We start from the raw sequence: 12,718 nt of genomic DNA, 5'->3' as shown, positions 1-12,718 counted from the left end.
GGCATTCATCTGACATCAGGTTATTTAGGATTTCATGATATCGCTAACCACTTTAGCATACTATCTATTTTTTCTGGTAAAACGCGCATACATATTGACACGCTCTCCTACAGGCAGAAATTATAAACTTTGATCAGATTTGTACCTTCTAAGTACAATATAACTAAGATCACCACACCACAGAATTGGTTTACCTGTTGTAGCATATGCGCAAGTACCAATAATCAGTGCATGACATCCATCTAATTCATCCAGACTCTTTTCAACCCTAAACTGCTCTTTGAAATCATCTGAAACATCCTTATTAATACAGATACTTAACCCAGATTTTATATTACCTGCATTCAACCAAATTTTGCCATCTTTTGTCTGCCCAACATCACTAATGAAACCCCAAAAGATTCTACGAGCACCGTCCATCCATGGCTCAACATTGACAAACTCGACAAACAGTTCAGCTCCACGCTCCGGTAAATCGTTAAAATCCCCCTCTTTAAACCCCACCTTTTTATCGGTATAACATAACCCTTTTGACTTCACCAATTTGTAAAGTAGGTTTTTTAAAGTAAAATGCGCCGGATATTTTAAATTTCCACCATTATTTTTTTTCTCACCAGAAAACTTTTGCCCATGAGGGGTAGTATCTGAATCATCCACTATTGGTTTGACATCAATGTTATAGCTTTGCGTTAATCCCAAATCCAATACTATGCCACTGTCAGCGTCTGATGCTGGTAAACCTTTATTTTCATCCCCTTCCCCCACAGCTTCATATGAGGTCCCCAGTGGGCAGTTTTCCTGGTGATGTGCACAAAAATGCGGCGAGTCATTTCCGTAACTCGATCGCCTGAACCATGCATCACCCTTACATTCGATACATAGCAAACTCCGTCTCTTTAGTTGGATCTCACTAAGTGGCAATGCGTAAAATGCATCCGCGCTCCATTCTTTTTCATCAATAGTACAGAAAGCTTTATCCACTACGTTCCCCTCGTTCAAGCTACCTAGTATAATACTACCATTACTTATAAATAAAATTTAGTTAGATGGTATGATCCAGTTCAAGTTATTGGGAGAAGAGATTATAAGAATTTGCTCTTGATAGCGTGTATCAGCATTGTTGATACATTAGATGAACCAAGTGCACTGATCGCTTCAAAAATGCGCCAGCCATGTTCTATACAGTACTGTAATAGATCAAAAACCTTCCGCATAAGCGTTTACAGGAAACCGTTCACTCTCTTATTTACTAATTTAACTATATTTTTATTTGGATGAACAGTAGAGAATAGTTTTTATAAGAACTAAAACTTCATTGATGGTTTTACAGTTAGTTCTGGGACTATTGTCCCACGGATGGCCAAACCGGGATGAATGGCGATGTTGTACGGCGGTCAGCAGAATAGCTTCACATTGACTGATACCGGAGACACGACCACGAGCAGCGCCGCCTTACCGAAATACATCACTGATAAACTGCAAGCCCTGCGTGACGCTCGCGCCGCCCACGACAAAAACTATCAGGCGTTGACCGACGTCGTGACAGGCATTGCTCGCTGCCACCAACAGAAGAAAGACACCGAAGTGCAGAGCCAGGAGGCAGAAAGCCAGTGGCGTACCCTGTTTCGCAAATTGCGTGGGGAAATGACGCAGGAACTGCAAGCGCAGCACCGCAGTCGGATTTCCAAGCGGGAGCTGGCGAAGGAGTTCGACGGCCTGATTGAGGAGATGGAGCTGGGCAAAATGCAGCTTCACCTCAGCTGCGGCGGTACAGTCCAGAAGGTGGTCGACACGCATAAAGACGCTCTCACGAGCTTTGCAGCTCACGCGATGCATCAGGCAGTGGATGCGCTGAGTAAGGCGCTTATCAACCCAGACGTTATCAAGGCGTGCGCACTGGCTTCACGGGCTTACGGCGTCTATGCGGACAATTCGATGAGAATGATTGAGCAACAGGTACTGGGCGCGCTACAAGGCCGCATTCGCGCTACCATGGCTACGCAAAATATCGACCGTCCGGTGCTTAATGAGATTGGCCTGACGATACCGCAAGAAACCGGCGCATTGCCGGAACTGCAAAGCAGTCCTGCCAAGCGTATGCAGGTTATCTCAGAACTGAAGGAAAAACGTCAACGCTTGCAGCAGAAAGGGGCCAAATCCTGATGCGCTGCCCGCTGTGCACCCATGCATCCTATACCCGCACCAGTCGCTATATCACGGAGCGGACAAAAGAGACGTATTACCAATCTCAGAGCCTGACCTGTTCTTGCACATTCAAGACGGTGGAAAACGTCGATAAAACTCTGTGCCAGCCGATACAAGCGCAACCGGTCGATGAGAACGCCCTGCCACCGCCGGAGGAACGGACGTTGAACTGCTATCGCAGTTACAACAGCAACCCTACCCTGCACTAAGCACTCTCAGCCCCGCCGCTCTCGACAGCATCGCGGGGCATTTCTCTTTCGCCTCGCCCAAAACAGCCTTTTTCCTGGCTAGCCAGCCACAAATTGTGCGTGCATGCATAGGGTGCATGATTTTGCATGCAAGAAAATGCACTTTTCATCCCCTGCCGCACCAGTACTGGCGCAGCCTGCGGCCGTTCATGCAACTGCATGAAAAGCGACACATGAAGTGCGCAGGCGTGGCGGGGAGAGCATTGCGCGCAACTGTGGTGCATTATTTTAATATTGCCAAATATAGCTGGTAAGTTTCTGACCTCATATTTATTATGGATAACATTATTCGTATTGAGCAGGCGCAACTAGGACCAAGCCCATGTTACAACGAAAAGAGAATATTGATAAAATCAGCACTAAACTAGCGATTTTAGCTCATAAAGTGGAATTAAATACCAGTTTGAACTTAATGGATTTAAATATACATGCTGAATATTTTTTCTGCGAACTACTAAATATGATATTTGATGTATCGCTGGTAAATTTAAACAGCATTAGTGCAAATGCAAAATCAATAGATCTTATTGATGAAACAAACAGGATTGCCATTCAAGTTACATCAACCCCAGACTTTGCAAAGATCAAAAAAACAGTCAATGGGTTCATAGAAACTGATAACGTTAAGAAAATTGATAGGTTAATTGTTTTAATTTTAACAAAAAAGAAAAAGTATCATGCCAAAACTTATGGCGAAAAATTCACAATATCTATCTCAGACGATGTTTTAGATTACACTGATTTAATAAAAAGAATAATGGCTTTGCCACCTGCAAAAATACAGCAAATTTGTGACTATTTATCATCTCAGATTTTTGATACTCCAACACAAAAAGCACCAAAAGAGGTCACAACCATTTTAGAAATGATCAAAATCTTGAGTACAGATGAACATCCTCAGAGCGGCAACGGCTTTCAAGAAGAGCCTGATCCTAATGGAAAAATATACAAGCGCTTCTCTGCATATGCAGATTATTTAATGGAGATCTACGTTCCATTAATGACAACTTATGCAGGCATTTTGAATGAAATAAGTTATTCAAGTGACTCCGGGACAATAAACATCAGTAAACTTGCAGCATATTTAAAACGCGCTAGCAATACAGCTTTAGATGAATGTAACGGTGACCCTGTAAATGCACTAAACAAAATGACTGACTATTATGCATCTCGCCTTCTTTCTAATGGTATTGATTATGATGACTCAGCAATTCAATACTACCTCATAGATAACATGATAAAATGCAATGTTTTCCCTAATAAGGTAACAGCACCATGTTAAAACTTTTTTCAAAAGATGAACAAATCGAGAAATCAGCTCCTATAGTCGGCTCACACATATTAAGACTACTTGAAGATAGAGGCTGCATTAGCATTTTCGAGCTAGCAAAAAACTTGCGTAAGAATAGACTAATCGGTGTGCGTTCTATATACTACGGAATGATTTTTTTATATGCACTTGATTTAATCGATTTTAACGAACCTTATGTGGTTTTAAGAAATGATAAGAATAAATAAACTATACAGTGAACCTTTTTGTTTTGAACCTGTAGAGTTCAAAAAAGGAATTAATCTTATATTAGGTGAAAAGGATGAATCATCTAATAAAACCAATGGCGTAGGGAAATCGCTTCTTGTAGAATTCATTAACTTCGGACTGATGAAGGATTACAATCGTAGCAGGCTTTCAAAAATCCCTAACACAGTTTTCTCTGATGAGATCTACGTTTGCCTAGATTTCTTTATTAATAAAAATCACATTATCGCAAAACGAAGCATTTCAGAAGAAAACACTCCTACTCTACTCATTAATGGAATTAAAAAGAGTTTTACCTCACTTAATGACGTAAATAACTTCCTGACGCTTTTAATGTTTCAAGACAATAAGTCAAAGTTACATCCTACTTTTAGAAGCATGTTAGGTCCTTTGATTAGAGATGAACGTTCAGAGTTTAAATCTATTATTGATTGTTACGATACAAAAGCAAGAATTCCTCCTGATTTTGCACCACACCTTTTCCTTTTCGGAATTAGCATAGAACTGTATAAAAAAATAAAGGAAATTAATAAATCAATATCTGAATTGAGTATTGCGAAACGAAAAATAAAAGATGACATAGAATCCAACTCTGGAAAAAAACTTGCAAATGCCAGAGCTGAGGTTAATGACCTCGATTATCAGGTAAAAATTATAAAGCAAGAGATGGAATTGCTTGAAGGCGATAGAACATTTGATTTTGTTCGAGATGAGATTGTTATCTACGAAGATAGCTTAGATAATTTAAGAAATAAAAAAGCCATTTTAAAATCAGAGCTCAACAAAATACAAGCACTGGTTGGGGATAATTACATAGATGAAAATGAGGTAATAGATTTATATAACAAGCTGAAGGCCGGGCTCGGCGATAATATTGGAAAAGAACTAAAAGACGTATTAGGATTTAAGAAAAAAATTGATGATTTTCAACGTGTTCTTATTGAAGCACGTAAAGACTCTATCTTAACCGATCTTGAAAAAATTGAAATAACCATTTATGAAATATCAGTTAAGCTGAATTCAAAAACTGCAATAATAAAGCAGAACGGTCACCTCCGAAACATTAAAACATTGTTTCTTGCATATGAGAAAAAGCTGGAGGAACTTTCACAATTATCCTCACTTATTAAAAAATATGATGAATATGAATCTAAGTCTAAAGCTAAAAAAGCTGAGAAAGCAGCTAGAGTTGTAGAGTTAGACATAGATATATCACATCAAGAGCCAACTATTTCAGAATTTAGCGATACAGTATCTGCTATTCATGATTATGTCATGGAAAATAGAAAGTGCTCATTTAGCATCTCCGCAAACGAGAAGAGTAGTGTTATTGATTTTGACTTACGAATATTTGATGACGGTAGTCATAGTAATGAACGCGAAAAAGTATTCATATATGACATGTCATTACTGCTAACGCATGATACTTTCGTGAGACATCCTAAATTTCTCATTCATGATAATATCTTTGATGTTGATAGAGATACATTAATTAAAAGCCTTAACTATATCTCATCAAAATCTAGTTGTTTGGAAGATGCTCAATATATATTGACGTTAAATATAGATAAATTAAATGAAATAGGAAAGGATGAGTTAAAACTGGATATTGAGAAATATAGAAGAGCAACTTTAACCAAATCTCATAGATTTTTAGGCCGTCAATATCAAGAAAAATAAAATAGCAGTACGAGGTTAATAGCCTCGTACTATATGATAGAATATCTATTAATTTTTTCGTGCAAATTCATAAGGATTCAAGGCATTATTTTTATTCATATCTAAATAATCAGCCCACCACTGTACCATCAAACGACGCTTTCCAAATGCTCAGAAGTATGAATATAAGCAGCACGCACATTATTGCGCTCAGAGTGGCTCAACTGACGTTCTATAGCGTCATCGCTCCATAACCCTGATTCACCGAGCGCGCCATCGTCCTGAATAGTAGGCCAAACACCGAAAGCAAACCGATCCTCTTTTTTATCGTTAGGGCGGCGGTACTTCATTCGCCAATACTGGGAACCTTTCGTCGTAACCTCGAGATACAAACCGCCACCATCGGCCATTTTGTAGGTTTTGTCTTTGGGCGTTGCGGTCTCGACTTGGCGGGCGTTGAGCTTCATTTTGGGGGCACATTTTCAATCGAAGTGTAGATACCCCCGACTCTGCCCCAACCGATACCCGGATTGCAACGGATGTGCTCGGACGGATTCAGACCAAAAAAAAAGCCTTTCGGCTTTAATTTTAGTAAATTACTAACTGTTACGGACGTTCTCGAACGTACTAATGGTGCCGAAGGCCGGACTCGAACCGGCACGTATCTCTACGGTTGATTTTGAATCAACTGCGTCTACCGATTTCGCCACTTCGGCACTGAAGTAGTATGCGGAAAACGGGTGAATTATACCTTCCCGCGACCAGCACGCAACACTTATCCGTTGTTCAATGAGTTAAGTGTCGAAAAAACCGCCGCCACGCGCGTTTGTCCGCCCCGTCTTCTCGCTGCGCGCCCTTCACAACCCTGTTAATGGTGAGCAGGCTGTTGCAACGAGCATCCGGGATAAGGCACCACACTCACGCAATACCATCCGATTCCAGGTTCCAACGTCGTTGCACAAAACAATGACGGTTCATGTGCCGTACGTCACTCACTCCCACTAGCCAGAGCCGCTCGCCCAACTAGCGAAACAGGTTCAGGACCCCGCCACACGGAAAGTAGCACCTGCCCCCCATCGCCACTGTCTCACCCTGCGCCTGGCAAAAACAAAATAATCCCCAGCCGTAATGGCAATGCTGCAAATAATTGCACGCCAATGTGTCAGCGAATAAAGAATGAGGTTGCGCAACATTCCAAGAACACTATTTTTCATTAATGAATATCAGATGGGAAATAAAGAAGCGGAATGCTGCCTTCAGGGGAGAGACGCTATTTCGGTTAGATGGGGGGGTTATCTAAAATCACCAGGAAATAGCGTACATACGTAACAAAATAGCAACTCAAGGCGTAAAAACCAGCAGAGAACACTTGCCTCTGCAGAGTTAATAGCTTTAAGATGATGTAAGAAAATTTTCCCTGGTGTTGGCCAATATTGGCAGCCTGACCTACGCGGTCAGGTTTTTTTTTATATTTTTTATCAAAACATTACCGGGAAAGTGTATCGCCTTAAGGGGTGAGATACTAGTTAGACTAAAGTACAGTCCCTTACTAGACCTTTATCAGTTCATGCAGGTTATTATTTCAAAGCGCAGAGATCGGGGCCGGTGCTGTATTGCTTCCCTCTCGTGAGCCGCCACGCTGCCCACTCAATACCGATTAACGCCCGTCATTTCCCGGTTCGAAAGCTGCCGTGAGCGAGCAGCCTATCCATCCACCGGTTTAATCAGCCGCAGCTCCATCCCCAGGCGCACGGCATGTCGGGCATTCGTGACCCCCAACTTTTTGACGACGTTGGACATATGGTACTTGATGGTGCCGGTCTTTATGCCCAGGATCATCGCCGTTTCCTGGTAGGTTTTACCCACGCTGGCCCAATAGAGGATTTCGTTTTCCCTGTCGGTAAAGCGGGCGTTGCCCTCCAGCGCTGCGGCGTTTTTATCTGAGGGTGGGGCCAGCGCCAGATACGACTCATGGATTGAGGCCAGCAATACCGAGATTTCACCTTTACGTTCGATGAGCGCCGGGATGACTTCCGCTTTCTGTTCTGCGCTGAAGGCAAAGGAAAGCGTGACGAGATTGTTGTTGTAATCGTGCAATACGAAGGTATAGCCGTGCGTCACGCCAAACTCGCGGGCCTGCTCGAACAGTTCGGGAAAATGCAGCCCTGCGTCGGCCATGATTTGCTCGTCCCAGGCGAAGGGGGTCAGGCGGTTGCGGGCGGTAATCACCACCGGATCAATGTACTGCAACCCCTGCTCTTGATACTTGTTGACCCATTCAGTCGGGTAGTTGGTGACGCCAAAAATACAGGAAATGTCTTTTTTGGATAACACCACATACGCCCACAGGAGCTCGCCCAACTCCCCCAACGCCGCTTCCAGGCGCTTGCCGATGATATTGCTGAGATTGTATTCGTCTTCCATTGACTGCCCGCTCCCTCTATCCGCATGCCGCAGGGTTGACTATAGCACGACGAAAAGCGACAGGTCGGGGGAGTGGTTCACCGGGGGCATACAGCGCCCACAAAAAAGGCGCGGCCCCACGGCCACGCCTTTTCCCATACCGCTCGCCCCGCTACTTGCGTTTGAGCAGCATATACACGCTGATCAGCAGGAACAGCATGCTCGGCAGCAGCGCCCCCAGCACCGGCGGCATGCTGTAGACCATGCTCAGCGGGCCGAAGATCTGATCCAGTACGTAGAACAGGAAGCCGAAGCTGATGCCGGTCACCACGCGGATGCCCATCGGCACGCTGCGCAGCGGGCCGAAGATGAACGACAGCGCCATCAGCATCATCACCGCCACCGACAGCGGCGAGAAAATTTTTCGCCACATGTTGAGCTGGTATTTGTTGGATTCCTGGCCGCTCTGCTTCAGGTACTTCACGTAGTTGTGCAGCCCGCTGATGGAGAGCGAATCCGAATCCAGCGCCACCACGCCCAGCTTGTCCGGGGTCAGGTTGGTTTTCCATTCGCCGGTCAGCGTCTGGGTGCCGGTCACCTGTTTCGGGTTGGTCAGATCCGAGGTGTCCACCTGCGAAAGCTGCCACAGGCCGTTCTCGAAGCTGGCGGTGGCGGCATAGCGCACCGTCTCCAGGCGACGCTGATCGTTGAAGTGGTAGATGTTGACGCCGGAGAGTTCTTTATCGCCGGAGACGCGCTCAATGTAGATGAAGTCGTTGCCGTCCTTCGCCCACAGCCCGCTCTTGGTGGAGAGCAGCGAGCCGCCGTACATCTGCTGGGCGCGGTAGTTGCGCGCCATCTGCTCGCCCTGCGGCGCCACCCACTCGCCGATCGCCATAGTCAGCAGCACCAGCGGAATGGCGGTTTTCATCACCGAGCCGGCGATCTGCAGGCGGGTGAAGCCGGAAGCCTGCATCACCACCAGTTCGCTGCGCGTCGCCAGCTGGCCCAGGCCGAGCAGCGCGCCGAGCAACGCCGCCATCGGGAAGAAGGTCTCGATGTCTTTCGGCACGCTCAGCAGGGTGAACATGCCGGCGCTCAGCGCGGTGTATTCGCCCTGGCCGACCTTGCGCAGCTGATCGACGAACTTGATGATGCCGGACAGCGACACCAGCATGAACAGCGTCATGATGATGGTGTTGAAAATCGTTTTACCGATATAACGGTCTAATACGCCAAACATCAGGCCGCTCCTCTCAGGCGTGCGCGCAGCTTGCGCATCGGCACGGTATCCCACAGGTTCAGCGCCAGCGCGATCGCGAAGTAAACGCCGTTAACCAGCCACAGCCACAGCATCGGATCCAGCTTGCCCTTGCCGGCGTTGGAGCGCAGCGAGGTCTGCAGCAGGAAGAAGATCAGATACAGCAGGATGGCCGGCAGCATGCTCAGCACGCGGCCCTGACGCGGGTTCACCACGCTGAGCGGCACCACCAGCAGCGCCATCAGCGCCACCGACACCACCAGCGTCAGGCGCCAGTGGAATTCGGCGCGCGCGTCAGGATCGTCGGATTCCCACAGCGTCTGCATCGACATCTGTTCGGATTCGGTGTTATCCGCCGCCACGGTGCGGTGGCCAATCACCGCCTTGTAGTCGGTGAAGTCGGTAATGCGGAAGTCGCGCAGCAGCGCGGTGCCTTCAAAGCGGGTGCCCTTGTCGAGCGTCACCACCTGCGAGCCGTCTTTCTGCTGCACGATGTTGCCGTGCTCGGCCACCACCACCGACGGGCGTTGGTTGCCGTTCGGCCGCAGCTGCGCCAGGAACACGTCGTTGAAGGTGCTGCCCTTCACGTTGCCGATAAACAGCACCGCGTTGCCGTCCTGCGAGGGTTTGAACTGCCCTTCCGCCAGCCCGGCGATGCTCGGGTTGGCCTTGGCTTCGTTCACCACCACGTCCTGATAGCGCGAGGCCCAGGGGCCGGCCCAAAAGACGTTCACCGCCGCGATCGCAGAGGTGAGCAGCGCCAGGATCATGGCGGCGATAATCAGGGTGCGTTTACCCAGCCCGCAGGCGTGCATGACAGTGATTTCGCTCTCGGTATACAACCGCCCAAGCGTCATCAGCAAGCCGAGAAACAGGCTCAAAGGCAGGATGAGCTGCGCCATTTTCGGCACGCCCAACGCGAGCAGAGAGAGTACTAAGTTTGTCGGGATATTGCCGTCCACCGCGTCGCCCAACACCCTGACCAAATTCTGACAAAAGAAGATCAGAAGCAGGATGAACAGGATGGCGATTTGGCTCTTGAGCGTTTCCCGTACCAGATATCTTATGATGATCACGCTTATTACGCCTGTGAAAACTTGTCTTTTTGCAGGAAAATCGATAATTTCATCGTTAATCCGCCATTTATTCTCATCATATGGCAACCTTCACAGCTAAAATAGTATTACAACATCAAGCCGTTTGGGTGTCCTATAGGAACTTGCTTATAGTCGCCAAAACAGAGCAATTTATGCCGTTCAGGTTAACATAATCCGTTAACTCAAATGGCAGGAGATCGTTACGGAGTCGGTTATTCTAGCCGTAGCGTCCGCCTTTGTCTTTAAGATTCAGGAGAGTGCATGGAGTTCAGTGTAAAAAGCGGTAGCCCGGAAAAACAGCGCAGTGCCTGTATTGTAGTCGGCGTTTTCGAACCGCGCCGCCTGTCCCCTATCGCAGAACAACTCGACAAAATCAGTGATGGTTATATCAGCGCATTGCTGCGCCGTGGCGAACTGGAAGGCAAGGTCGGGCAGACGCTGCTACTGCACCATGTGCCCAACATTCTCTCCGAGCGCATCCTGCTGATCGGCTGCGGCAAAGAGCGCGAGCTCGATGAGCGCCAATACAAGCAGGTGATCCAGAAAACCATCAATACCCTCAACGACACCGGCTCGATGGAAGCGGTCTGCTTCCTGACCGAGCTGCACGTGAAAGGCCGCAACACCTACTGGAAAGTGCGTCAGGCGGTGGAAACCGCCAAAGAGACGCTCTACACCTTCGATCAGCTGAAAAGCAACAAGGTGGAGCCGCGTCGTCCGCTGCGCAAAATGGTGTTCAACGTGCCGACCCGCCGTGAGCTCACCAGCGGCGAGCGCGCCATCCAGCACGGCCTGGCGGTGGCTTCCGGCATCAAGGCGGCCAAAGATCTCGGCAACATGCCGCCGAACATCTGTAACGCCGGCTACCTGGCCTCGCAGGCCCGCCAACTGGCGGACGCCTTCAGCACTAACATCACCACCCGCGTCATCGGCGAACAGCAGATGAAAGAGCTGGGCATGAACGCCTATCTGGCGGTCGGCGCCGGTTCGCAGAACGAATCATTGATGTCGGTGATGGAATATAAGGGCAACCCAAATCCGGACGCTAAGCCGATCGTGCTGGTAGGCAAAGGGCTGACCTTCGACTCCGGCGGCATCTCGATCAAACCGGCCGACGGCATGGACGAGATGAAATACGACATGTGCGGCGCGGCGACCGTGTACGGCGTGATGCGCGTGGTGGCGGAGCTGAACCTGCCGCTGAACGTGATCGGCGTGCTGGCCGGCTGTGAAAACATGCCGGGCGGCCGGGCGTATCGTCCGGGCGACGTGCTGACCACCATGTCCGGCCAGACCGTCGAGGTGCTCAACACCGACGCCGAAGGCCGCCTGGTGCTGTGCGACACCCTGACCTACGTCGAGCGCTTCGAGCCGGAGCTGGTGATCGACATCGCCACCCTGACCGGCGCCTGCGTGATCGCCTTGGGCCACCACATCACCGGCCTGATGTCGAACCACAACCCGCTGGCGCACGAGCTGCTGGGCGCTTCCGAGCAGGCCGGCGACCGCGCCTGGCGCCTGCCGATGGCCGACGAGTACTACGAGCAGTTGGACTCCAACTTCGCCGACATGGCGAACATCGGTGGCCGCCCTGGCGGCGCCATCACCGCTGCCTGCTTCCTGTCGCGCTTCACCCGCAAGTACACCTGGGCGCACCTGGACATCGCCGGCACCGCCTGGCGCTCCGGTAAAGCCAAGGGCGCGACCGGCCGCCCGGTGGCGCTGCTGTCGCAGTTCCTATTGAACCGCGCAGGCCTGAACGGCGACGATTAAATCTGAGCGGTAATTCAGGTATAATCCCAAGGGGCACAGCATGCTGTGCCCCTACATTTTTTTATCGGCAGCGGTGGATCCTTAATGAAACAGGCGACGTTTTATTTGCTCGACAACGCGGAACCGTCAGGCGCGCTCAGCGCCCATGAGGCCGTGGCCTGCGCCGTTGCCGCCAGCGGCTTCCGTTCCGGCAAGCGGGTGCTGATCGCCTGCGAGAGCCAGGAGCAGGCCCAGCGGCTGGACGAAGCGCTGTGGCAGCGCGAGCCGCATGAATTCGTGCCGCACAACCTGGCCGGCGAAGGGCCGCACTATGGCGCGCCGGTGGAACTGTGCTGGCCCGGCAAGCGCGGCAATGCCCCGCGCGATCTGCTGATCGCCCTGCTGCCGCAGTTTGCCGATTTTGCTACCGCTTTCCATGAAGTGGTAGACTTCGTTCCTTACGAAGACACTCTGAAACAGTTGGCGCGCGACCGTTACAAGGCCTATCGCAGCGTCGGCTTCCATTTGACCACGGCTACGCCGCCAACTCACTGAA

General features: G+C 49.0%; 11 protein-coding genes, 1 tRNA gene and 1 pseudogene. 7 read left to right on the top strand and 6 right to left on the bottom strand.

The genetic code is table 11. The annotated features are described in order from the left end of the window. Positions 1 to 120: 120 nt before the first annotated feature. Positions 121 to 981, bottom strand: a complete 861-nt coding sequence (locus ACORQT_RS02370) for a hypothetical protein (RefSeq protein ID WP_164057694.1) — start codon at positions 979 to 981, stop codon at positions 121 to 123. Between the two features lie 393 nt (positions 982 to 1,374). On the opposite strand from ACORQT_RS02370, the gene ACORQT_RS02365 reads away from it, so the two are divergent. From ACORQT_RS02365 to ACORQT_RS02345, 5 genes are all read left to right on the top strand, one after another. After that, positions 1,375 to 2,163 carry an NAD-dependent aldehyde dehydrogenase gene (locus ACORQT_RS02365; RefSeq protein ID WP_239507482.1) on the top strand — a complete coding sequence of 263 codons (789 nt, stop codon included), beginning with the start codon at positions 1,375 to 1,377 and terminating at the stop codon, positions 2,161 to 2,163. Next, a complete protein-coding gene (locus ACORQT_RS02360) occupies positions 2,160 to 2,414 on the top strand; it encodes an ogr/Delta-like zinc finger family protein (protein ID WP_164057720.1) in 255 nt (84 codons plus the stop codon). The genes ACORQT_RS02365 and ACORQT_RS02360 overlap by 4 nt, the downstream gene beginning before the upstream one ends. 361 nt (positions 2,415 to 2,775) lie before the next feature. Continuing rightward, positions 2,776 to 3,735, top strand: a complete 960-nt coding sequence (locus ACORQT_RS02355; protein WP_170852947.1) for an SMEK domain-containing protein — start codon at positions 2,776 to 2,778, stop codon at positions 3,733 to 3,735. After that, the gene (locus ACORQT_RS02350; protein ID WP_164058323.1) at positions 3,729 to 3,971 is read left to right on the top strand and encodes an ABC-three component system middle component 6; all 243 of its coding nucleotides are present in this window, start codon (positions 3,729 to 3,731) and stop codon (positions 3,969 to 3,971) included. Before ACORQT_RS02355 ends, ACORQT_RS02350 begins: the two co-directional genes overlap by 7 nt. Continuing rightward, complete coding sequence (locus tag ACORQT_RS02345) at positions 3,955 to 5,670, top strand: DUF2326 domain-containing protein (protein WP_170852948.1); 1,716 nt, start codon at positions 3,955 to 3,957, stop codon at positions 5,668 to 5,670. Before ACORQT_RS02350 ends, ACORQT_RS02345 begins: the two co-directional genes overlap by 17 nt. A 48-nt stretch (positions 5,671 to 5,718) precedes the next feature. On the opposite strand, the pseudogene ACORQT_RS02340 reads toward ACORQT_RS02345, so the two are convergent. The 5 genes and pseudogenes from ACORQT_RS02340 to lptF all read right to left on the bottom strand — a co-directional run bounded on the left by ACORQT_RS02340 (position 5,719) and on the right by lptF (position 10,389). After that, positions 5,719 to 6,116: pseudogene (locus ACORQT_RS02340) on the bottom strand (integrase arm-type DNA-binding domain-containing protein). Between the two features lie 164 nt (positions 6,117 to 6,280). Then, a tRNA-Leu gene (locus ACORQT_RS02335) sits at positions 6,281 to 6,365 on the bottom strand. A 988-nt stretch (positions 6,366 to 7,353) separates the two neighbouring features. Beyond that, positions 7,354 to 8,073, bottom strand: coding sequence for a LuxR family transcriptional regulator (locus tag ACORQT_RS02330; RefSeq protein WP_108680117.1), 720 nt, complete (start codon positions 8,071 to 8,073; stop codon positions 7,354 to 7,356). A gap of 151 nt (positions 8,074 to 8,224) precedes the next feature. Next, on the bottom strand, positions 8,225 to 9,295 hold the full coding sequence (gene lptG, locus ACORQT_RS02325; RefSeq protein WP_164057546.1) for an LPS export ABC transporter permease LptG: 1,071 nt from the start codon (positions 9,293 to 9,295) through the stop codon (positions 8,225 to 8,227). Beyond that, a complete protein-coding gene (gene lptF, locus ACORQT_RS02320; protein WP_046688131.1) occupies positions 9,295 to 10,389 on the bottom strand; it encodes an LPS export ABC transporter permease LptF in 1,095 nt (364 codons plus the stop codon). The genes lptG and lptF overlap by 1 nt, the downstream gene beginning before the upstream one ends. A 282-nt stretch (positions 10,390 to 10,671) precedes the next feature. On the opposite strand from lptF, the gene pepA reads away from it, so the two are divergent. After that, complete coding sequence (gene pepA / locus ACORQT_RS02315; protein ID WP_004933352.1) at positions 10,672 to 12,183, top strand: leucyl aminopeptidase; 1,512 nt, start codon at positions 10,672 to 10,674, stop codon at positions 12,181 to 12,183. 84 nt (positions 12,184 to 12,267) lie between these two features. Further along, a complete protein-coding gene (locus ACORQT_RS02310) occupies positions 12,268 to 12,717 on the top strand; it encodes a DNA polymerase III subunit chi (RefSeq protein WP_025305119.1) in 450 nt (149 codons plus the stop codon). The last annotated feature ends 1 nt before the right edge of the window (position 12,718 follow it).

Source organism: Serratia sp. (in: enterobacteria), assembly GCF_052400455.1.
GTDB lineage: Bacteria > Pseudomonadota > Gammaproteobacteria > Enterobacterales > Enterobacteriaceae > Serratia > Serratia ureilytica.
This window is presented reverse-complemented; position numbering and strand designations above follow the sequence as displayed.